Source organism: Chitinophaga vietnamensis, from assembly GCF_902167635.1.
GTDB classification, from domain to species: Bacteria; Bacteroidota; Bacteroidia; order Chitinophagales; family Chitinophagaceae; genus Chitinophaga; species Chitinophaga vietnamensis.
Map to the genome: position 1 here is coordinate 52,966 of NZ_CABHMS010000010.1, position 23,486 is coordinate 76,451.

Sequence of the window (23,486 nt, forward strand, 5' to 3'; positions counted from 1 at the left end):
CGATAGCCAACAGCTAGGAGCTTATACATAAGGTTCCCGACGGAGCCTGATCAATGCAAATCAATGACAACATTTGAATCACTGGGCTTACAAGAGCCTATTTTGAAGGGGATTACGGACCTGGGCTTTGTTGCCCCAACCCCCATCCAGGAAAAAGCGATACCCGTATTGTTGAGTGGAGACCGTGACTTTGTAGGCCTTGCCCAGACGGGCACCGGTAAAACGGCGGCATTTGGCCTGCCACTGCTGCAACAGATCGACGTGAAACTGCACAAACCTCAGGGGCTGATCCTTTGCCCTACACGCGAACTCTGTTTGCAGATCACCAACGATCTGAAGAACTTCAGCAAATATCTTGGCGATGTAAGTATCGTAGCCGTTTATGGAGGTTCCAGCATCGTTCAGCAGTTGCGTGAACTGAAAAGAGGCGTGCACATCGTGGTAGCTACCCCGGGCCGCCTGCTCGATATCATCGACCGTGGCGCCATCAACTTCGAAAACGTACGCTACGCCGTACTCGACGAAGCGGATGAAATGCTCAACATGGGCTTCCAGGAAGATATCAACAGCATCCTCTCCAACACACCGGAAGAAAAAACTACCTGGCTGTTTTCCGCCACCATGCCACAGGAAGTGCGCCGCATTGCACAGAAGTACATGGAAGATCCGTTCGAGCTCACTGTGGGCAACAAGAACAGCGGTAACGCCAATATTGAACATGAATACTACGTGGTTCGTCCGCGTGAAAAATATGCCGCCCTCAAACGTATCGTGGATTACAACCCCGATATCTTTGGTATTATCTTCACCCGTACGAAGATCGAATCACAGGAGATCGCGGAATCACTGATCAAAGACGGCTACAATGCCGATGCCCTGCACGGCGACCTGACGCAGCAACAGCGCGATAAGGTAATGAAACGTTTCCGCGAAAAAGCCCTCCAGGTGCTGGTAGCGACAGACGTGGCCGCCCGTGGTATCGACGTTGACAACGTTACACACGTGATCAACTACGAACTGCCTGACGACGTAGAGAACTACACCCACCGCAGCGGCCGTACCGCCAGGGCGGGCAAATCCGGCGTATCGATCGCCATCATCAGCAGCCGCGACATCGGCAAGATCCGTCAGATCGAGCGGGTGATCGGCAAGAAATTCACCAAAGCCGAAGTGCCGGATGGTTTCGCCGTATGTGAAAAACAACTGTTCGCCCTCGTTCACCGCGTACACAACGTTACCGTGAACGAAGAACAGATCGATCCCTACCTGGAACGCATCAACGAAGAATTTGCTTCCATGAGCAAAGAAGAGTTAATCAAACGCTTTGCTTCTCTCGAATTCAACCAGTTCCTGGAATACTACCAGGATGCTCCGGACCTGAACGTGAAAGAAGAAAAACGTTCCTTCGAAGACCGTGGCAGCAGGGGCAGCGGCAAGTTTACCCGCCTGTTCATCAACCTCGGTTCTGTGGACGATTTCAACCGCGGCGATATGCTCCGCTACCTCTGCGACAATACCGGTGTGCGTGGTAACAAGATTGGCCGCATCGATCTGAAAGGCGTATATTCTTTCTTTGAAGTTGAAAATGATGTGGTAGATAAAGTGACCCAGGCCTTCAAGAAGGTAGAATACAATGGCCGCTCCGTGAGGATTGAAATGTCGCAGGATGGCGACAAACGTAGCCGTGGCGGCGGTGGACGCAGTTTCGATGGCCCGCGCAAACGCTGGTCGTCCGAAGGTGGGCCCCGTGGCGACAGACGCGAATCTTCCGGCGGCTCCAAACCACCGTTCAAGCGTAAATTCTAAACCCGCTTATTATAGAAAGAAAAAGGCGCCTCCACAGGCGCCTTTTTCTTTTTTATCATTTCGCGAAATTTAAACTATCTTGTTAACATCCAGACACCCAATAAAAGATCTTATGACCGGAGATACTTATCGCGTTATGCCATCCGTTATACCCTTTTCCCTCTTTACATCAGCAGATATTGCACTTTTTCAGTCGGGCTCACACTACCGGCTATACGAAAAATTCGGTGCGCACACCTTGACCCTCGACGGGGAAGAAGGCACCTACTTTTCCGTATGGGCGCCGGATGCAGCTTTCGTAGCCGTAACCGGAGACTTCAATTCGTGGGACCGCTACAGTCACACGCTCTTTCCACGCTGGGATCAATCCGGCATCTGGGAAGGATTTGTGCCGGGTGTCAAGGCTGGATTTCTCTATAAATATTTTATCCGCTCCAACAGCGGCGAAGAACTTTTTAAAGGCGACCCATACGCACATATGTGGGAGCTACGCCCCAAAACCGCTTCCATCGTGCATTCGCTCGACTATAATTGGAAAGATGCCGAGTGGATGCAACAACGTAAACAACACAATTCCCTGCATAGTCCTTACTCCGTATATGAACTGCATCTCGGCTCCTGGCGCAAGCCTGATCCTGCCGATCATGAACGGTTCTATTCTTATAAAGAGATCACTTCCATGCTGGTGCCCTATGTGAAAGATATGGGTTACACCCATGTGGAGCTGATGCCCGTGATGGAACATCCTTTCGATGGTTCCTGGGGATATCAGCTTACCGGCTACTATGCCCCTACTTCCCGCTTTGGCACTGCGCAGGATTTTATGGAGATGATCGACGCCTTCCATCATGCCGGCATCGGCGTAATCCTGGATTGGGTGCCGTCTCATTTTCCGTACGACAGCCATGGCCTTTTCCGCTTCGACGGATCGCATACCTACGAATATGCGGATATGCGTAAGGGTTATCATCCTGACTGGAACAGTTATATCTTTAATTATGCGCGCAATGAAGTACGTTCCTTTTTGTTGAGCAATGCGGTGTTCTGGCTCGACAAATTCCATGCAGATGGTTTGCGGGTAGATGCGGTGGCGTCTATGATTCACCTGGATTATTCCCGCGATAAGGGCGCCTGGGAAGCCAATGAGCTGGGCGGCAATGAAAACCTGGAGGCCATCAGTTTTGTGAAGAAGCTCAATGAAACGATCTACGCGCTGTTTCCGGATGTACAGACCATTGCAGAAGAATCCACTTCTTTTTATGGCGTGTCGCGGCCTACATTCATGGGAGGCCTGGGCTTTGGCATGAAATGGATGATGGGCTGGATGAACGATACATTGGATTATTTCAAGAAAGACCCCGTGCACCGCAAATGGTATCAGAATGACCTTACTTTCAGCGTGGTATATGCTTTCAGCGAGAACTTCATGCTGCCGCTGAGTCATGATGAGGTGGTGCATGGCAAGTCGCCCATGTTATATAAAATGCCTGGCGACGACTGGCAGAAGTTTGCGAACCTGCGCCTGTTGTATAGTTATATGTTCACGCATCCGGGAACGAAGTTGATGTTTATGGGAGATGAGTTCGGGCAAACGTCTGAATGGAATTACAAGACGGAGCTGGACTGGCATCTGCTGAAATATACGCCCCATAAGGGTTTGCAGGATTTTGTAAGAGATGTGAACAAGCTGTATACCGGCTCGCCGGCTTTGTATGAGCAGCAGTTCGACGGAGCAGGATTTGAATGGATCACGGTGAACGACTATGACAACTGTGTGCTGGCTTACCTGCGTAAAGGTATCCGGCCGGATGATGTGTTGCTGGTGGTGTTGAACATGACGCCGGTTCCCCGGGAGGGCTATCTCGTGGGAGTGCCGCTGGGCGGGCAATGGCAGGAGATACTCAATAGCGATGACCCTAAATATTATGGTAGCGGCGTGGTGAATACAGGTATGCAAACTGCCGTAAAACAACTATATAACGGGAAGGACTATACGCTTTCGCTCCGGGTGCCGCCTTTGGGGGCAACGATATTACAGTATCATTCTTTATAATTCATTCATCTTTAATATATAATTAAAAAATAGCTGATCCCCCGGGAATTTTTTTCCGGGGGATTTAAACTTTTAAGACCCGGCCTCATCTATTATAGAGCGCCAGCGATAGCAATAAGAGAGCAGACAGGGCGTTCTATAAAGACAAGTATTTTTCAACCAGATACTTTAAAAAATTATAATCATTACTTGCATTTAAAAACCATCAACATTTATGAAAAACACTCTCCGCAAGCCGGGGCTTTTAATGGCAACGATAGCTGTTACCTGTGCCACACTGATGTACGCCTGTAAAAAGGATAACTCCAGCACACAGGAGCCCATTCCGGCTAACCAGCAGAAAGTAAGCCTCTTCCTCTCCGATGATCCGGGCTTTTTCGACAAAGTATTGCTCGATATCCGTAAAGTAGAGGTATTAGTGGACACCTGCGGTAAGGATGCAGACGACAACTGGGAAGACAAAGATCGCTGCGGATGGGATGAAGACGACCATGGTAAAAAAGGAAAAGCTGATTCCTGCCAGGTTTGGGATTCATTACCAATTCATCCGGGTGTGTATGACCTGCTGACGCTGCGTAACGGCGCCGACACCTTGCTCGCTGGTGGCCTCGTTAAAAAAGGTACAATGGAAAGGATCCGTATCACTGTGGGTGGTAACAACTCCCTCGTGAAAAACGGCGTTACTTATCCGCTCGTATCTGTAGCCGGACAAAGCAAGATCATCGTTCGTGTGCGTCACACAGAATGGGATCAGCTGAGTGCCGACAACCTGCAACTGTGGCTGGATTTCGATGTACAGCGCTCTATCATCAGAACCTGGGAAGGTAAATTCATTCTCAGACCCTGGATCAATGTATTCACTATCGTGAAAATGGGTAGCCTGTCTGGCCGCATCACGCCGGCAGAAGCTTTCCCGGTAGTATCTGTTTACAATGCTAACAAAGATACATTGTATGCACTGCCCTGGAGAGAAGGTTACTTCAAAGTTCGCGGCCTGAAAGTAGGTACCTGGAATGTATTTGTAAATGCATCCGGCGGTTATAAAGACACTACTATCAGCAACGTAACTATCGACAGAGGAAAAGATACCAACCTCGGTGATATCAAGCTGCATAAATAGCTGAATAAAACGTTTTATTATAAACAGCCGGCCCATTGTACCTTGGAGCCGGCTGTTTTTTGTCCGGATATATGTTTAAAATATATAACTTGTGACAAAAGCGGATCAAATGAAAAAACTTATTTTCCTCTTATTACTGTTGGGGATGATCATACCGGCGATGGCCCAGCAAAAGAGCAACCAGCGGGATGCGCAGCATCGCAAGCAGGGATATTGGATAGAAGAAGTGGGAGAGTTGAGAGGGGAACCAGGCTACACCTGGGAGGGCACTTATAAGAACGGCCGCAAGGAAGGCGTCTGGAAAAAGACGACCACGGCGGGTTTCGTGATTGCGGAAGAAACGTATAAGAACAATGTGCTGGACGGCTACTGCAAATATTATTACCCTAACGGGAAACGCAGTGCAGAAGGCCGTTACATAGCTACCGAGATAGAAGGGCAACGGGATACGGTGATGGTGATCGATCCGGTTACTGATAAGGAAACGCCAACAGAGATCGTCAGGATGGGTAATTCCGTCAAACATGGTCTCTGGAAAATGTACGATGAAGAAACAGGGCAGATGGTGAAGGAGTACTACAACCGCGGGGAAGTGTCTACCGCAGCGGAAATGGGGGATACCGATACTACTGCAGCCCCGGCCAGCAAGCCGGCGCCGGTGCATCTGCCACATGAAGAAGCGGCCAAGCGCAAGAAGAAAGGATGAAAATGAACGGGGATGCTGGCAAAATGAATAAAAAGATTTATCCATTTTAGCTTTTTTTGTTGTACTTTCATTTAAGAGGATGTAACCTTATAGCCCCGGTACGCGACCGCACTGTTTTATTGTATAATCCTTTTAATTTGTTTGTATGAAAAGCCTAAGCATCCATCACGCTGAAAACCGTCAGGAACTGAATAACATTGACTATAACGTAGACCGTATCGAGATACTTTTCAGAGGTGTATTTATTTTTCTCGTATTCTGTGCTTTGATGTCAATATTCTTTCTATCAATATTTTACTGACCCACATCGTTCCGTCTGTATACGATAAGAAAATTTTGCAAAAAGTAGATTTACAAAAAAGAAAACCGGGGATCCCCGGTTTTCTTTTTTGTTTATGCTAAATGGTTTTTTTAACTGCAAATGTACAACTGTAGCCAGTTTGAGCCGATAAAAATAAAATGAACGCCGCCACATTTGTTGATTAGATGTTAACGGATCTGTTCATTTTGTTCATTGTGGTTTAAGGCTTTGAGATAAGCATACAAGCTATTACTTTTGATGTACTCTAAAGTTGGCATAGGTTATGAAAACGGCGCCGGATCTCTATCTGAATGCCTAATTTCTTTCCCAACTGCCTTGTTACCTAGCCATTACCAGGTCTTCAAAGTCTTTGTCTACCACAAATGAAATTGTATTGTCTGCCAGGAAGCTATCGGCCGCCAGTACCAGCGCTTTGCCGTCTACCGTTACAGTGGCCGGTTTGAAGGGCAGACCATGCACGATCACACGGTGACGGGTATACGAAGCTTCATAGTTAATATAGAACTTCTTTTTCAGGTGCAGCTGATCGGTGGTAGACTGTTGTTTGAAGCGGATGATATTATATTGTCCGTTCTTGTATCCGTAATGATCGCCGGCATCTTCATACAGTACGCTCTTCACTGTTTCTACGCCGTAATATACGTGCAGGATCATCTCTTCAATGGTTTTCTCCTGGGTATATTGCATATCCGGGTAATGCGGCACTACGGCGCCGGCCTTTACGAAGAGCGGCATTTCTTCCAGCGGCGTGCCGACTGTTGTCATCTGGCCACCAGCATAGGGTTTGTCGTTCCAGAAATAATACCACTGGCCGGCGGGCAGGTATACTTCTTTTTCTTTCATGCCGGCTTCGCTCACATGGCTGATCAGCAGGGCATCGCCGAACATGAACTCGTGCGTGCAGTTATGCGTGGCTTCGTCGTGTTGTGCAACGAATGCCAGCGGGCGCAGCATGGGCGTACCTTTGGCGGCATATTGCCAGAAAGTGGTGTAGAGGTAGGGCAGCAGGCGGTATCTCAAAGAGATGAACTTGTTGCATACCTGTTCATATTTTTCACCGAAGCTCCAGGGTTCCTGGTTAAAGCCTGTTTCGTTGCTGGCGGAGTGGGTGCGCATGAGCGGGTGGAAGGTAGCCAGCTGGATCCAGCGGGTGTACAGTTCCCCATCAGGCTCGCCGATGAAGCCCCCGATATCGCTGCCGGTAAAGGATATACCGGAAACGGATAAACGCTGACACTGTACAGCGGCCAGCCATAGGTGCTCCCAGCTGGATACGTTGTCGCCGGTCCAAACAGAGGACCAGCGCTGTGCGCCTGCATAGGCGGAGCGGGTGATCACGAAGGGCCGGTTGGGCATCAGGTATTTCTTGAGGCCTGCGGAGGTGGCCTTGCTCATCAGGTGGCCGTAGATATTATGCGCTTTGCGGTGGCTCACTTCCTCGCCGTCGTAGTCGTGGCGCACATCTTCGGGGAAGGTGCCCATTTCAAAAACGGCAGGTTCGTTCATATCGTTCCATACACCGCGCACGCCGGTTTCGGCGAGCCCTTTGAAGAGGGAGGCCCACCACTCGCGCACCACAGGATTGGTGAAATCCGGGAATACGCATTTGCCGGGCCATACATCGCCTTCCATAAGGGCGCCATCGGCACGTTTACAGAAATAGTTGTTCTTGAGCCCATCCTGGTAGATGGCGTAATCCGGGTCCACTTTGATGCCCGGGTCGATGATCACGACCACCTTGAAGCCTTGCGCGGCGAGATCTTTGATCAGGCCTGCCGGATCGGGGAAGTATTCCTTGCTCCAGGTGAAGCAGCGGAAGCCTTCCATATAATCGATGTCGAGGTAGATGACATCGCAGGGAATTTTGCGCTGGCGGAATTCTGCGGCTACTTCTTTAACACGTTTGTCGGGGAAATAGCTCCAGCGGCATTGATGATAGCCGAGCGCCCACAGTGGCGGGAGTTCGGGCGTACCGGTGATCTTCGTATAGGCTTCTGCCACCTGCAACAGTTCGGGACCATAGATGAAGTAGTAGTTCATCTCTCCGCCGCGCGCCCAGAAGCTGCAGGCATCGGGGCGTTCCTTGCCGAAGTCGAAGATGGTGCGGAAAGTATTATCGAAGAAGATGCCATAGCCCACACCCTTGTGCAATCCGTAATAGAAGGGGATGTTGCGGTACAGCGGGTCGGTATCTTTCTGATAGCCATAAGCATCGGTGCCATAGTTCTCGAGGCGTTTGCCGCGAAGGTTCAGCTCTGTGGGTTTGTCGCCCAGTCCGTAGAAGCATTCATCTTCCTGAACCAGTTTGCTGCAATACACGATCTTGCCGCCTTTTTGCAGGTAATGTTGCCAGTGGAAGCCCATCTCGTCCTGGTTGATCACGCGGCCTTCGGGGTCGGTGATGGTGAGACGCAGGTTATCGCGCGCGATGAACACTTTCAGGGCGGCAGTATAGATCTCAAAGGTTTCTTCAAACTCACGGATGCCAAAAGAGATGGGCGATTCTTCCAGGGTATCGCTGGTAGCGTAGGAGAAATCGCGCTGGAAAGTGCCATCTGCGGCATACCTGAAACGGATAATCTTGTCGGAGATCACCCTTACTTCCAGGATCGTTTCAGTTGTATAAAAACAAAAGTAGTTACCTTCCTTTTTCCATGCCCGGATACTGTCCGGATAATGTTTGGCCGAATATTTACTTGACGAGGTTTCAACTTGCATAATCTCAATTTCAGGATCCTGGTGCGTAAAACAATGCGCTCAAATTACATAAAAAAATCTGCGTGAGGGGATTAAATCACGTTTGACATCCCTATCGTTGCGTTTACGATCTAATTTACTTTCTTGACAAAAAAGAGAGAAAAGTAAGGAAATTACGCAGTAACTTCATAGTTATAAATGTACTTTTTGCTTTAACCTATTTTACCGGTGCGCCTTTCCAGGAGCACCTTTACATTTATAGTGGTTACCGCGACAGTACCGCAATGTCTTTTCCGGCGAGGAAGACGCTTTTCCCGTCCCTGGCTTTTTTCACCACATTAAAACCGTTGCCGATCTTTTGCCAGTCGTTGCCTCCGTTGAGGGAGATATCAGTGCCGGAGGTGCCGGTGCAGATGAGGATATCCTTTGTAATATAGGCTACGCCTGATTTGTAGCCGCCGGGCGCAGTATGCGGCGCGGTCCAGCTTTTGCCGCCGTTGCGGGTGAGCAGGCAGTTGCCGCTGCGGATCGTATCGTTGCGGTAATCGCCGCCCACAGCAATGCCGGTCTTCGTATTGTAGAAGGCGATGGAAAACGCGCCGGTGCTGCTTTTCCCTTGGATCATAGGCAGGGGAATGGATTGCCAGGTATCATCGCCGGTGAAGAAACGGGATACGGCGCCGCCGGTGGCAAAGTACACTTTGTGCCAGGGCATGGCTAAGAGGCTGGTGCCGCTGGCGGCGAAGAGGGCTTCGCCTTCTGCTGCGGACGGGAGTTTCGAGGGATCATCCCGGCGCCAGCTGAGGCCACCATCGTGCGTGCGTATGATGGAAAACCGCTGCTGTAGCGGATCGCCGATGGCGATACCTTCCTGGTCATCGAAGAAGTCGATGGCATCAAAGAACACGCCGTGCGTGGTGTCGGTATATACTTCCTGCCAGGATTGGCCGCCATCCTGCGTGCGGAACACATGTGCCGGCTCGCCGGCATTGATCACAATGGCCTGCTGTGCGTTGAAGGCATAGAGCGAACGCCAGTCGCAGCTATCGCAGGCGGTGATGCGCGTCCATTGCCATTCATGGCCGCCGTCTGTGCTGCGCCCTACCATGCCGCCGGTGCCGGAAGCCCACAGCACATCATCGCTTACTACGCTAAGCCCGCGAATGCTTTTCACCGGTGTGGGAGATATGATATTGATATGGTATCCGCTTTGTGCCTGCGACTCCTTATCGATGGCGAGCAAAGGCAGCAAACAAAAAAATAAACGGCAAAGTGACACTAAGTACCAGCGGCCTGTAATGCGGGCCTGTATTGTATTTGCGGGGAGGGATCGGAAGGATGCGTATCGTTTGTTCATAAGTTATAAGATTTATTCCCAATCTGTTAGCGACAAGAAAATTACAAAATAGCTATAAAGTGTGATGCAGATTTATATATTTGCAAATCAGCCTTAAACCTGCTTACTGTCATTAACACTAAATTAAGCGTGCATCTACCGCGTCATTTGAAAATACTTGTCCTGCACTGCCTATGCGCCTTCTGGGGGCTAGGGTTATGTGCACAGGATAAGCCATATATTTTCGACAGCTATAGTGTCAATGAAGGCCTTTCCCAGAGCTCTGTTTCCGATATCACGCAGGATGAGCAAGGCTTTATGTGGATCGCTACCCGCGACGGCATCAACCGCTTCGATGGCTATACTTTCAATGAATACCGTTACAAGCCCAGCTCGCAACCGCGCACCGGCGAAGGCAAAGGCGAACTGGTACCCAGGAGCACTACGGGCAACCGTGCGGTGATCAACCGTTTCGACCTCAAAGGTTATAAAGGCTATTCTTTCTTCAAAGACAGCCGCCGGCAATTGCTGCTGGCGCATAACAACGGTATCAGCATCTACGACAAATATCGCAACAGCTTCCGCTCACTGATGGAAGATACCACTTATGTGAATGCGAAAGAGCGGGATGCCAATATGAAGTTCAAGATATTGGGAGAAGATTCCGCCACCAATACCCTCTGGGTATGGCGCCCCATGAGAGGCGTGTATGTGCTGGATAAAAGCAGCCCGGAGAAAAGCAACGGGATGTATCCCACCAAACGTATCATCACCTATCCCTTGCAGTTCCAGCAAAGAGGCATCATTCCCAATGCGGTGATCAAAGACGGCGATAACATCTGGATGAACTGTGAGCCGGGAGAACTGCTGGCATTGAATATCCGCAACCTCCGCCTGTTTACCTACTGTGTGCCGGGCGTAGGCACCCGCCCCGTGATGCGCAATCTCAACAAGGATTCCATGCTCATCGTGAGCAGTGGTCACATCACCATCTTCAATAAAAAAAGAAATAAATTCAGCGATCTTGCCTTCGATATACATAATGAAAGAGAAGAACCTTTTCTGCCCTATGTAGTGGAGATGGACCAGGACGGTAATGCCTGGATCGGCGGCAACGACGGCGTGATCGTGTATTCCATCGTACGCAATGAGATCATCCGTCATATCGTGAGCTTCAACACTTTTGAAACACGTTCTTACAATGCGGTATATTATCTCTTCCGCGATGGCGCTGACAATATGTGGGTAGGCACCGACGGCGACGGTATCAAGAAATACTCTCCCCATAAAAAAGTCTTCAACCTGTACCGTTCTCCTTTCATTACGCATAACATGGTCACTGCCGTGTACAAGCACGATGATGGCAAACTCTATGTGGGCTTGCTGCGCGACGGATTGAACATTTATGAAGATGGCGGGAAATTCCTGGAACGGATCTCCAACGAACTGTATCCCGGCCGCTTCCCATCGAATGATGTGAGCGCCATTTGCCGCGAAGATTACGAACGTCTCTGGCTGCATTTCCGTGGTATGCATATCGGCTTGTTCAATGTGCTCAATAAAAGTTATACCGACCTTACCAGGAATGTGAAAGAACTTGGCTTGCCCGATCAACCAGACCAGTTCCCTTTCCTGTTCAAGCGCACGAATGGGCAGGTCTATTTCAATTATGGCCGTTTCCTGTTGATGTTCGATGAAAAGCATCCCGGTTTTGCCGTATCTGTGGTGCATGATTTCGGCGAAGAACTTCTGACCACCTACTTCGAAGATTTTATGGGCAATCAGTACGTGGGCACCAAATCATCGCTTTATATCCGGCATACCGGCAGCTCGCGTTGGAAAAATGTGCAGCTGCCCGAAGGCACCACGGTGAAATCTATCAACAAGAACCCGCACAAAGAGCTGCTGGTGGCCACTACACGGGGCCTCTTCATCCTGGATGTGAATGATAATATCAAACAACACTATAACAGTTTTGATTATCCGCGCCTCATCAACGATTACATGTACGGCGTGTTGCTGGATGATAAAGACAAAATATGGGTGAGCCATAATAAAGGGCTGTCGCAGATCAATACGCTGACAAACGAGATCACAACGTTCAATCATGAAGATGGTTTGCAGTCGAACGAGTTCAACAGCGGCGCCTTTTACAAGTCTATCGACGGAGAATTATTCTTCGGCGGTATCCGTGGCGTGAACGGATTCTATCCGAAAAATTTCCGTAACAATCCTTTCTATCCCAAGGTAATCATCCGCAGGATGGAAGTGCTGGACAAGCCCTATGAATCTGATACGGCGATATCATTGCTCAAGCGGGTAGAGCTACCTTATAATCAGAATACGATCGCTATTGAGTTTGTGCCTTTGGAGTATACGAATCCCGCAAAAAATAAAGTGCAATACAAGCTGGAAGGAGCCGATGAAGATTGGGTAGAAGGCGGTACCTTCCGCATGGCGCGTTATACCAATCTGCACCCCGGCGATTATACTTTCAAGGTGCGTGCTTCTAACAACGATGATATCTGGAACACCACGCCCACTACTTTGGAGATCGTGATCAAGATACCATTCTGGCAATCTTTGTGGTTCCGTTTTCTGTTACTGCTGTTGCTGCTTGGCATTGCGTATTATTTTTCTACCTTGTATCTCGACTATAAAATACGACATGAAAAACTGAAGCTGGAAAAAGAGCAGGCCGTAGATCAGGAGCGGGCGCGTATTTCCAGCGATATGCATGATGATCTTGGTTCGGGTTTGTCTACCATTCGTTTGTTGAGTGAGATCGCCAAGCGCAAGATCTCTGATACGAACCAGACGAGGGAGATTGAAAGAATATCGGAGACAGCGGGAGAGATGGTAGATAAAATGAGCGAGATCATCTGGGCGATGAACTCTTCCAATGATTCGCTGGCCAACCTGATTGCGTATATGCGCAGCTTTGCCGCTGATTTTCTGGAGCATGCGCATATCACACACCAGTTCTATTTCCCGGAAACGATTCCGAACATTAAACTGAGTGGCGGCACGCGGCGAAATATTTACCTGGCGGTGAAAGAATCCCTGCATAATGTAGTGAAGCATGCAAAGGCTACGGAGGTGATCATCGAAGTGAAAACGCACAAGAACATGACGATCATGATCAAAGATAACGGGAAAGGTTTCGATCAGGAGAAGGTGCGCTTGTTTGGAAACGGCTTGAAGAATATTCAGAAGCGTATGATGGCAGTAGGCGGTAATGCAGATATTACTTCCAACAACGGGACAATAGTTTTTCTCGATATCCCGCTAAATTGACATACATTTGTTCTTAATAACATATAAGTGTTATAATTATTTCAAAACATGACGGTATACTCAAAGAAGAAGTCGCAGGATAACATGGATATCATCTCTATTGCGATTGTAGAAGATAACCATGACATTCGCACGGCTATGGAATTGCTGATTAATGGTTCTGATGGATATGCCTGTGTTGGCACTTTCAACAATGCAGAAACTGCACTGGAACAGATCCCTCACCTGTTGCCGAATGTAGTGCTGATGGATTTCAATTTGCCCGGTGGTATGAACGGCATTGAATGTATTGCGCGGCTGAAAGCAGAATACCAGGATATGCAGTTCATGATGCTGACAGTATATGAAGATGACGACAAGATCTTCATGGCGCTGGAAGCGGGAGCCAGCGGCTACATCCTCAAAAAAACCTCTCCGGGAGAATTGTTGGAAGCGATCCGCGACCTGCACGAAGGTGGCTCGCCGATGAGTTCACAGATTGCAAGAAGGGTAGTGGCATTTTTCCAAAAACAAGCCAAGCCCAATCCGGCGCTGGAAGCATTGACCACCCGTGAGAAAGAGATACTGGACCAGTTATCCAAAGGATTCCTGTACAAAGAAATTGCCAGTAACCTGTTTATCAGTATTGAAACAGTGAGAAGGCACGTTCACAACATTTACGAGAAACTGCATGTACGCAGCAGAACAGATGCTGTAAATAAATATTACAACCGTTAAAAGTTACTTGCACAAAAAAATTAGGGATTTATTTATTTTGATATTTTGATATTTAGGATCGATGAAAATCTTCACCGCAACTAAATACCAAAATATCAAAATAAATAAATCCCTAAATGTTTTTAAGCGCTCACGCGTTTGCGGATTAGGTGCACAAACAATACCACGGCGGCGATCAGCAAACATGCAAGTCTGAACAATAAACCTGTTTTCATAGGAATAGGGATTAAAGGTGATTTAATCGTCTATAGCCAGTCGGATGATCACAAATTGAAGTATTGTTAAGAGCCGTATGTAAAAGGATATGGTGATGGATACTCAGCGCATCATTTGCCAGGAATCAAATTTCCTGATCATTTGCAGGAATTTGTTCCCGATCCGGTTGTTCTGTTCTTTTTTAATGAACCAAGTGGCGAGGATAGCGCCCACCAGCAAGATGGAAAAGATAATAAGGCAAAGTGTTTTCATAAGGACATAGGTTAGGATCGTTAAAATAGTTGTTAATGTAAATATATTAAAATATTTATATAAAACAATAGCCATGCAATAAAAATTTATAACGGGCACGTGAATAAATTATACTTGGGATGATTGCCTGAATCCATTATTTTTGCCAGCATTCCGGTTTTGCTAAAAGATTTAGTAGAGACGGCAGACTGGTAATGAACCCAAATCACATAGGTATTCAGGAAACTTTAATATATTATGGTAAATACGGACAAAACGGATAACAAGGATCTTTTCGCTTCCTATACGGAAGACTCCATACGGTCGCTCGACTGGCGGGAGCATATCCGCCTCCGGCCTGGTATGTACATCGGGAAGCTGGGAGACGGCTCCAGTATGGATGACGGCATTTACATCCTGCTCAAGGAGGTGACGGACAACTGTATCGATGAACACACCATGGGCTTTGGTAAACAGATAGATATTAAAGTGACCGAGCACCACGTAACGGTACGCGACTATGGCCGCGGCATCCCGCTGGGCAAGGTAGTGGACGTAGTGAGCAAGATCAATACCGGCGCAAAGTACGACAGCAAAGCCTTTCAGAAATCGGTGGGCCTTAACGGGGTGGGTACCAAAGCGGTGAATGCGCTATCCAGCGCTTTCCGCGTACAATCCATCCGGGACGGCCGCAGCAAGGTAGCCGAGTTCGAACGCGGCGTACTGGTGAAAGAACATAAAGAAACAAGCACCACGGAAGAGAATGGCACCCTGGTCACCTTCACGCCGGACGATACCGTTTTCAAGAACTACCGTTACATCCCGGAGTTCCTCGAAAACCAGATATGGAACTATTGCTTCCTCAATGCAGGACTGACCATCAACTTCAACGGGAAAAAATATCTTTCGAAAAATGGCCTGCTCGACCTGCTGCAACGCAAAACCAATGAGGAAGAGCTGCGCTATCCCATCATCCATCTCAAAGGAGAGGATATAGAAGTGGCCATCACACACGAGAACCAATATGGTGAAGAATATTATTCTTTCGTGAACGGCCAGCACACCACCCAGGGCGGTACGCACCTGGCAGCCTTCCGCGAGGCCTTCGTGAAAACGGTGCGCGACTTTTACAAGAAAGATTACGACGCTACCGATATCCGCGCTTCCATCTGCGCCGCCATCTCTGTACGTGTGCAGGAGCCGGTGTTTGAATCGCAAACCAAAACGAAACTGGGCTCGCTGACCGTATTTGAAGGCGGCCCGTCTATGAAAGCGTTTGTGCTCGACTTCCTCTCCAAACACCTCGATGATTTTCTCCACCGCAATCCCGCTGTGGCAGAGGCGATGAAAAAACGCATCGAGCAAAGTGAAAGGGAACGTAAAGAGCTGGCAGGTATCAAAAAACTGGCAAACGAAAGAGCCAAAAAAGCGAACCTGCACAACCGCAAACTGCGCGACTGCCGCATTCACCTGAATGAAGAATACACCGGTAAAGACAAAGTGGAGAATGAAGCCCGCCGCCTAGATACCACTATCTTCATCACCGAAGGCGACTCTGCGAGCGGTTCCATCACCAAATCGCGCAACGTGGAAACCCAGGCGGTGTTCAGCTTGCGGGGCAAGCCGCTGAACAGCTTCGGCCTCACGAAAAAGATCGTATACGAAAACGAAGAGTTTAACTTGTTACAACACGCCCTCAATATAGAAGAAGGGCTCGAAGGCCTGCGCTACAACAACATCGTGGTGGCCACCGATGCCGATGTGGATGGAATGCACATCCGTCTGCTTCTGCTCACCTTCTTCCTGCAATTCTTCCCCGACCTGGTGAAGAACGGGCACGTATATATCCTCGAAACGCCGCTGTTCCGTGTGCGTAACAAACAGGAAACAATTTATTGTTACAGCGAAGAGGAAAAACAAAAAGCCGTGAAGAAACTGGGTAACAAGCCCGAGATCACACGCTTTAAAGGATTGGGTGAGATATCGCCGGAAGAATTTGGCCGCTTTATCGGAGAAGATATCCGCATCGAGCCGATCATCTTGTCGAAAGATGTACATATCCAGAAACTCCTGGAATACTATATGGGCAAGAACACCCAGGCAAGGCAGGAGTTCATCATCAACAACCTGCGGTACGAAAAAGACATTATAGAAGAAGCAGTATAAAGCTCGAAGCCCTTGAAGCGCCCGAAGCGCTTCAAGGGCTTGAAAAGCTGTAATTCGCAATTGACATTATATGAGTCTTAAGCATATTGTTTTCGGTCAGGCTTCCGTGCCGGTGCTGCAAGAAGCCATCGGTATGGATGAGAAGATGGAGGGAGAAGTACTTTGTTTTGAAGACGACCTGTCCATAGGCCCCTTGTTCATCCTGGACACAAAGGAAGGACAGGCCGGCCGCAAGCAGTGGTGGGCGCAGGTGGCAAGCGCCATGCCTGTACCTGAAGCAACAGCACAGCACCTGTTTGAAGCAGCCCCTGCACCGCCGCCGCCAGCAGAAGAAACGCCCGGCGATGAAGACCGCTTCAGGGAGCTGAAAGCCATGCTCAAAGAAGACGTAGCACTGGAGATATGGATATGGGCAGGACAGAACAGCCGTGATGTGTGCGGCTACTACTGGCTCGTGAGCCAGCTGTATGACTTCGCCGGCCGCATTCACATCATCTACCTTAATAATCTCCCTTTCCTCAATGAGAAAGGCGCCGTATTTTATCCAACACATCTGCACCAGATATTGCCGAAAGAATTTCTGAAAGCGAAGAAACTGGCGCGCCCGGTATCACTCGCAGAATTTGAACTGGATGGCGATGAATGGCACCGCCTCATGAATGAAAATGCCGGCATACGCCTGCTTGAAGGCGGGAAAAAACTCAAAGGCGAACCAGCCACCTTTTACGATAAAGAGCTGGTGAACCAGTCGGGTAAAGAATTTGCGAAAGCGTGGCGCGTAGTGAACCAGGTAACCGGCAAGCTGAAATACGCGGTGATGGACCAGTTCCTGGGATGGCGCCTCAAAGAGCTGATCCGCGAAGGCAAACTGGAAAGCCGCGGCGAGCTTAAAACCATCCGCGATTTTGAAGTGAAGCTGCCTGGCGAAACCACAGAAGAAACAATTGTAACAGCGCAAGCCGAATAAGATGATCAAGGTAACACCGATAACATTACAAGGACAAGACGACAGGGGAAGCAACTACATGTGGAACTGTCAGCGCACGGGCGACTTCATGCTATGCTACCGCAATGCGGGCAGCAGCAGCGGCCAGCATTACCATGAAGGTATCAGCGCCAACAAGAACCCCGAAATCATGTACCTCTTCAGTGGTACCGCCGCCATACACTGGTGCCCCCTCGGCGGTTCAGAGATCATCGTAACCGAAGTAAGCGCGCCTGCCAGGGTGGAAGTGCCCATCAATATATGGCACCAGCTGATCGCCGTGACCGATTGCTGCTTTATAGAACTGAACTCCATGGAAGATGTGCAGAAAGACAGCGTGCGCGTATGGAGAGAAGATTTCGAAAATTTGATCAAAGTAAAATCGTAGTGTAATAATGGATATGGAAAATCAAACATCAGACGAATCTCTGCATAATGTAACCCATGTGGGTGGCATGTATGAGAGCTGGTTTCTGGATTATGCCTCCTATGTAATCCTGGAGCGTGCGGTGCCCAGCATCGAAGACGGGCTCAAACCCGTGCAGCGCCGTATCCTCCACGCCATGAAAGAAATGGACGATGGCCGCTTCAACAAAGTGGCTAACGTGATCGGACAAACGATGCAGTACCACCCGCACGGTGATGCTTCCATCAGCGATGCCATTGTAAACCTCGGACAAAAAGACCTGCTGATAGAAACCCAGGGTAACTGGGGCGATGTAAGAACCGGTGATGATGCAGCCGCCGCCAGGTATATCGAGGCACGCCTCTCGAAGTTCGCGCTGGACGTGGCTTTCAATAACAAAACTACTTCCTGGCAACTCAGCTACGACGGTCGTAAGAACGAGCCGCTCGTACTGCCCATGAAATTCCCGCTGCTGCTTGCACAAGGCGCAGAAGGTATCGCCGTAGGCCTCTCCACCAAAATATTACCACATAACTTCTGCGAGCTGATAGACGCTTCTATCAAATATCTCCGCGGAAAAAAATTCGAACTGTATCCCGATTTCGCCACCGCCGGTATGATAGATGTTACCAACTACAACGACGGTAAACGTGGCGGTAAAGTGAGAGTGCGCGCACATATCGAAGAGAAAGACAAGAAGACACTGCTGGTGAAAGATGTACCTTATGGCATCACCACCACCCAGCTGATGGAATCCATCGTGAAAGCGAACGACAGCGGCAAGATCAAGATACGCAAGGTGGTAGATAATACCGCCAAAGATGTGGAGATCGAAGTGCATCTGGCGCCGGGCATCTCGCCGGATATCACCATCGATGCGCTCTATGCGTTTACCGATTGTGAAATATCCATCTCTCCGAATGCCTGCGTGATCGTGGAAGACAAACCTCATTTCCTCTCCGCCTCCGATCTGCTGAAAGCATCTACCGATTTCTCCAAAGACCTGCTGCGTCAGGAACTGGAGATCAGGCTGGCCGAACTCGAAGAGAAATGGCACTATACCTCCCTCGAAAAGATCTTCTTCGAAAAAGGTATTTATAAAGAGCTGGAGCAGAAACACAAAGATTGGGAAGCCGTGATCGCCGCCATAGACAAGGCTTTTGCGCCCTATAAAAAGAATCTGAAACGGGCCATCACCCGTGAAGACATCCTGAAGCTCACCGAAAAACCGGTGCGCAGGATCTATCGCCTCGATATCAATGAACTGAATGAACAGATCAAAGGCATCGAAGGCGACATCAAACAGGTGAAGAACGATCTCGCCAACCTCGTAGACTATGCAGTAAGCTACTACGAAGGCCTGCTTAAAAAGTATGGCAAAGGCCGCGAACGTACCACCGAAATCAAGATCTTCGATACCATCCAGGTAGCGCAGGTGGCCATCGCCAACACAAAACTGTACGTTAACCGTGCAGATGGCTTCATCGGTACTTCGCTCAAGAAAGACGAATTTGTAGCTGATTGCTCCGACCTCGACAATATCATCATCTTCCGCCGCGATGGCAAGATGCTGGTAACCAAGGTGGCCGACAAAACCTTTGTGGGCAAGGATATCATCCACGTGGATATATTCAGGAAGAACGACGAACGCACCACTTACAACATGATCTATGTAGAAGGTAAGACCGGCGTGAGCTATGCAAAACGCTTCAACGTTACCGGTGTTACCCGCGACAAAGAATACGATCTCGCACACAAGGGCGAGAAAAATTCCAAAGTGCATTACTTCTCCGCCAACCCTAACGGTGAAGCGGAAGTGGTGACCATCAAACTGAGCCCTAACTGCTCCGCACGTAACAAGGAGTTTGACCTGTACTTCGAGACCATCGCCATCAAAGGCCGTAACTCGATGGGTAACCAGGTAACAAAATATCCTATCCGCAGCGTGAAGTTCAAAGAGAAAGGCGTATCCACACTGGCCGGCCAGAAGATCTGGTATGATACAGAAACGGGCCGCCTTAATACGGAAGAACGTGGCGTGTACATCGGCAGCTTCGAAGGAGAAGATAAAATATTTGTAGCGTTCAAGAACGGTACCTATGAGCTCACCAATTATGAGCTCACCAACCGCTACGAATCCAATGATGTCGTCTACATCGAAAAATTCAATCCCGACAAAATTGTAACGGCTATCTATTTCGATGCCGATAAAAAGCAATTCAATGTAAAGCGCTTCCGGATTGAAACACAAACCCTGAATAACAAATTCCTCTTCATCAAAGAAGGTGCGGGCAATTACCTGGAAATGGTAACTACGCACACACAACCGGTGGTTTTACTCAAAACCGGCAAGAAACGCAGCCCTGAAGAAGAAGAGATCAACCTCGCTGAATTTATCGAAGTAACCGGCTGGAAAGCAGTAGGAACAAGGATCGCCGGGGATGACCTGATCAGCGCAGAGTTGTTATCTGAAGATGAAGATCCGGACCCGGAAGAGGAGTCGAATATACAAGGGGAACTATTTTAGAATTGCTTGATTTACGGATTTTTTGATTTAATCAGAGCGGAGATGATAACATTGTTCATCTCCGCTCTGATTAAATCAAAAAATCCGTAAATCGGGAAATCCGTAAATATTACTGTTTCTTCTTCGGTGCTTCCTCTTTCTCAATATCTTCCGCACTGCGTGGCTTGGTCATGCTTTTCTTCTTCACATCTATTGGTATTGGGGCCGGTGCGCCTTTGCCCAGCGGGATGGCATCGTGGAATACTTTGTTGACATGCACCCATTTACCGGCTTTCCATTTAAAACCTTCGTAGTCCATATCCGACACATACGTATACTTTTTCCCGGGATCATTGCTTTCTGAAACGAGATGGTCAAATACGATCATGTCCAGTTCCTTGTTGTAATTGAGCGTGGCCGTGCCTTCTTTCTTGTATTCCATCACGAAGCGGTTGCGGGTAGGCTGTGGGATGCTGTCTTCTGCATAGCTGAAATAGGGGCCGCCAAAAACCGGTTGGCCATTCTTGAAGGTCAGCATTTCGATGATCTTCTTTTGGCTGCGCGGGTTGTTGGCATCCCAGCCGAAGAGCGTATAAAATTCCTGGTTAAAGTAATGCCGCTGGATGATGTTGTAGTACAGGCAGCCGTACCAGGATTTATTGCTGGCGATCGTATCTGTGTTGGTGAGATAGTCCGACGCATCAAAGAGCGGGAACAGCTTCAGCTGCCCGTCGGGCGTATTCATCTGGATGGCGCCATAGTGGCGGAAGAAGCCGTTTTCATGTTCCAGCGCCCAGGTGAAAATGCGGAAGGTACTATCGCCCGGATAGAGGACAGACACCGTATGCAGGGAGTCGAAAGTGTATTTGAAAGAATATTTTGTTTTCAGGGCGCGCACCAGTACGGGGATAAATTCATCGCAGGCGCGCTGGCGGCCATCGTCGCCTTTACCGGCGAAAATGTCCTGGCTCAGTTTCCGCAGGGTATCCTGGGAATGGCGCAGGGCCTTGAGTCCGGCGGCATCCGGGCGTTGCGCCAGGGCTGCGCAGCATGCCATCAATGGCAATAGTGACAGTAGTAATTTTTTTACCATACCTATATAATACGGTTCCGGCTTGAAATTATTGTATTTGCTGCGCAAAGGCCAGCAGGTTATTGTAACGTTGGTCTATCAAGGGGTGCGGCATGGGCGTATCGGGCAGGGTAGAAGGGATGAACACTGTTTGCATACCCAGTTGCTTCCCGAACTGCATATCGCTGAGGGTGTTGCCTACCATGACCGACTGATGGAAGTCGATCTCGGGAAAGTCCCGCTGTGCCTGCATTGCCATACCAGATTGCGGTTTGCGGCAAGGGCTGTTGCTTTCCACATCGGGGCAGAAATAGATGCCATCTATCCGGCCGCCATGGCGCTGGATTTCAGCCAGCATGCGGGCGTGTATCTCTTCAAGTCCGGCGGTGGTGAGCAATCCTTTGCCGATGCAACGCTGGTTGGTAACGATAACGATACGGCTGAAATGCTTTGCCAGTAAGGGCATGGCGGCCAGTACGCCATCGCTGAACCGGAACATATCCGGATGCAATACGTAACCGTTGTGTATCTCGTCGTTGATAACTCCGTCGCGGTCAAGAAAAAGCGTCATAACGTCAATGGCTATGTGAAAAATGTTGTTGAGCGGCGGCGTAGTCTTCCGGGATACCGATATCTATGAAATAGGTATCGCTGGTAAAACCATATATATCCCCGGCAGCGGCCTGTGGTTCCAGTACGGCTTTCTCAAAGGAAAATTGCGCTGGTAATAACAACTGATGTAAATAATCTTTATGGGTGAGATAGATACCGCCATTGATCAGCCCTGCTTCACAGAACTGTTTTTCATGGAAAGCGGTGATCTGTTGTTGTGCGTTGAGCGTAACAGTGCCGTAGCGATCGAAATGTTGCATGGGCTTCAAAGCGAGCGACAGCCGGCTTTTGCGGCTGTTGTGAAAGGCGTCGAAAGCGCGGAGGTCTACGTCAAAGTACGTATCGCCGTTTACGATGAACACTTTGTTGCCGTTTACTTTTTGCATGGCGTAAACGATGCCGCCGCCGGTGCCCAGCGGCTCCGGTTCTACGGTGAAGGATATACGAAGTGGCAGCTGTTGGCTTTCGCACCAACTGATCACTTGTTCTGATTTATACCCGAGGGAGAGGACAGCATGCGTAATGCCCTGTTGATGCAGGTAATATAATAGGTAATGCAGGAAAGGCTGGTCGCCGATAGGGGCCATGCACTTGGGTTTGTCGGCCACTACGCTGCGGAGGCGGGTGCCGAGGCCGCCGGCGAGCACTATACATTCACTCATGCGCCGAACAAATTGTTTTCTACGATCTCACAGATGATATGGCCCACGGTGATATGCGCTTCCTGGATGCGTGGCGTGTCGGCAGACGGCATATTGAGCAGGAAATCGCTGCCTTCTTTCATCTTGCCGCCGGTTTGACCGGTCATGCTCACAATCGTCATACCCTGTGCCTTGGCCACTTTCATGGCTTCGAGGATATTGGCGGAGTTGCCGGAGGTGGAGATGCCTACGAGTACATCGCCGGCCTGCCCGATGCCGCGCAGGATACGGGCATACACCTGGTCATAGCCATAGTCGTTGCCCACGGCTGTCATATACGAAGAGTTGCAATGCAAAGCTTCGGCATAGAGTGGTGTGCGGTCTTTATAAAATCTTCCGGAAAATTCAGCTGCAAGATGTTGCGCGTCGGCAGCACTGCCGCCATTGCCGCAGAAGAGGACCTTGTGGCCATCTTTGAGGCTTTGGGTGATCACCTCGGCCACCTGTGCAATGGTGTGCAGGAGCTGTTCGTCCTGGCAGATGGCCTCCTTTACGTTGATGCTGGCGCGTATGGTATTCGCTATTTGTTGCTTCATG

At 49.2% G+C, this 23,486-nt stretch carries 17 protein-coding genes; 10 read left to right on the top strand and 7 right to left on the bottom strand.

The genetic code is table 11. The features are described 5' to 3' along the window. Positions 1-63: 63 nt before the first annotated feature. From FPG75_RS23460 to FPG75_RS23475, 4 genes are all read left to right on the top strand, one after another. Positions 64-1,806, top strand: coding sequence for a DEAD/DEAH box helicase (locus FPG75_RS23460; RefSeq protein WP_143310481.1), 1,743 nt, complete (start codon positions 64-66; stop codon positions 1,804-1,806). Between the two features lie 136 nt (positions 1,807-1,942). Continuing rightward, positions 1,943-3,859, top strand: coding sequence for a 1,4-alpha-glucan branching protein GlgB (gene glgB, locus FPG75_RS23465; protein ID WP_236652885.1), 1,917 nt, complete (start codon positions 1,943-1,945; stop codon positions 3,857-3,859). A 214-nt stretch (positions 3,860-4,073) separates the two neighbouring features. Next, positions 4,074-4,979 (top strand): DUF4382 domain-containing protein, encoded by a 906-nt coding sequence (locus FPG75_RS23470; protein WP_143310483.1) that lies wholly within the window; start codon positions 4,074-4,076, stop codon positions 4,977-4,979. Between the two features lie 109 nt (positions 4,980-5,088). After that, complete coding sequence (locus FPG75_RS23475) at positions 5,089-5,685, top strand: toxin-antitoxin system YwqK family antitoxin (RefSeq protein WP_143310484.1); 597 nt, start codon at positions 5,089-5,091, stop codon at positions 5,683-5,685. A gap of 640 nt (positions 5,686-6,325) precedes the next feature. Here the strand turns inward: FPG75_RS23475 and FPG75_RS23480 are convergent. Continuing rightward, entirely contained in the window at positions 6,326-8,725 is a 2,400-nt protein-coding gene (locus FPG75_RS23480; RefSeq protein ID WP_143310485.1) for a glycoside hydrolase family 31 protein, read from the bottom strand. 244 nt (positions 8,726-8,969) lie between these two features. After that, positions 8,970-9,956 (bottom strand): WD40/YVTN/BNR-like repeat-containing protein, encoded by a 987-nt coding sequence (locus FPG75_RS23485; RefSeq protein WP_143310486.1) that lies wholly within the window; start codon positions 9,954-9,956, stop codon positions 8,970-8,972. A gap of 252 nt (positions 9,957-10,208) precedes the next feature. Here FPG75_RS23485 and FPG75_RS23490 point away from each other — a divergent pair, with 252 nt between their 5' ends. Together FPG75_RS23490 and FPG75_RS23495 are read left to right on the top strand one after the other, a co-directional pair. After that, positions 10,209-13,337, top strand: a complete 3,129-nt coding sequence (locus FPG75_RS23490) for a ligand-binding sensor domain-containing protein (RefSeq protein WP_143310487.1) — start codon at positions 10,209-10,211, stop codon at positions 13,335-13,337. A 48-nt stretch (positions 13,338-13,385) separates the two neighbouring features. Next, positions 13,386-14,054, top strand: a complete 669-nt coding sequence (locus tag FPG75_RS23495; RefSeq protein WP_143310488.1) for a response regulator transcription factor — start codon at positions 13,386-13,388, stop codon at positions 14,052-14,054. Between the two features lie 318 nt (positions 14,055-14,372). On the opposite strand, the gene FPG75_RS26090 is transcribed toward FPG75_RS23495, so the two are convergent. Next, positions 14,373-14,522 (bottom strand): hypothetical protein, encoded by a 150-nt coding sequence (locus FPG75_RS26090; protein ID WP_161596899.1) that lies wholly within the window; start codon positions 14,520-14,522, stop codon positions 14,373-14,375. Between the two features lie 237 nt (positions 14,523-14,759). On the opposite strand from FPG75_RS26090, the gene FPG75_RS23500 reads away from it, so the two are divergent. The 4 genes from FPG75_RS23500 to FPG75_RS23515 all read left to right on the top strand — a co-directional run bounded on the left by FPG75_RS23500 (position 14,760) and on the right by FPG75_RS23515 (position 20,585). Continuing rightward, complete coding sequence (locus FPG75_RS23500; protein ID WP_143310489.1) at positions 14,760-16,667, top strand: DNA topoisomerase IV subunit B; 1,908 nt, start codon at positions 14,760-14,762, stop codon at positions 16,665-16,667. A 70-nt stretch (positions 16,668-16,737) separates the two neighbouring features. Continuing rightward, the gene (locus FPG75_RS23505; protein WP_143310490.1) at positions 16,738-17,634 is read left to right on the top strand and encodes a DUF1835 domain-containing protein; all 897 of its coding nucleotides are present in this window, start codon (positions 16,738-16,740) and stop codon (positions 17,632-17,634) included. A 1-nt stretch (position 17,635) separates the two neighbouring features. Next, a complete protein-coding gene (locus FPG75_RS23510; protein WP_143310491.1) occupies positions 17,636-18,040 on the top strand; it encodes a cupin domain-containing protein in 405 nt (134 codons plus the stop codon). 13 nt (positions 18,041-18,053) lie between these two features. Further along, positions 18,054-20,585 carry a DNA gyrase/topoisomerase IV subunit A gene (locus FPG75_RS23515; protein ID WP_143310492.1) on the top strand — a complete coding sequence of 844 codons (2,532 nt, stop codon included), beginning with the start codon at positions 18,054-18,056 and terminating at the stop codon, positions 20,583-20,585. A 109-nt stretch (positions 20,586-20,694) separates the two neighbouring features. Here FPG75_RS23515 and FPG75_RS23520 read toward each other — a convergent pair whose 3' ends face one another. From FPG75_RS23520 to FPG75_RS23535, 4 genes are read right to left on the bottom strand one after another with little or no spacing between them, the layout of a single operon-like run. After that, the gene (locus FPG75_RS23520) at positions 20,695-21,657 is read right to left on the bottom strand and encodes a hypothetical protein (RefSeq protein ID WP_143310493.1); all 963 of its coding nucleotides are present in this window, start codon (positions 21,655-21,657) and stop codon (positions 20,695-20,697) included. Positions 21,658-21,685: 28 nt separating this feature from the next. Next, the gene (locus tag FPG75_RS23525) at positions 21,686-22,207 is read right to left on the bottom strand and encodes a D-glycero-alpha-D-manno-heptose-1,7-bisphosphate 7-phosphatase (RefSeq protein WP_143310494.1); all 522 of its coding nucleotides are present in this window, start codon (positions 22,205-22,207) and stop codon (positions 21,686-21,688) included. Between the two features lie 4 nt (positions 22,208-22,211). Then, positions 22,212-22,910 carry a nucleotidyltransferase family protein gene (locus tag FPG75_RS23530; protein ID WP_143310495.1) on the bottom strand — a complete coding sequence of 233 codons (699 nt, stop codon included), beginning with the start codon at positions 22,908-22,910 and terminating at the stop codon, positions 22,212-22,214. Continuing rightward, positions 22,907-23,485 (bottom strand): D-sedoheptulose-7-phosphate isomerase, encoded by a 579-nt coding sequence (locus FPG75_RS23535; RefSeq protein WP_143310496.1) that lies wholly within the window; start codon positions 23,483-23,485, stop codon positions 22,907-22,909. The genes FPG75_RS23530 and FPG75_RS23535 overlap by 4 nt, the downstream gene beginning before the upstream one ends. Position 23,486: the final 1 nt, after the last annotated feature.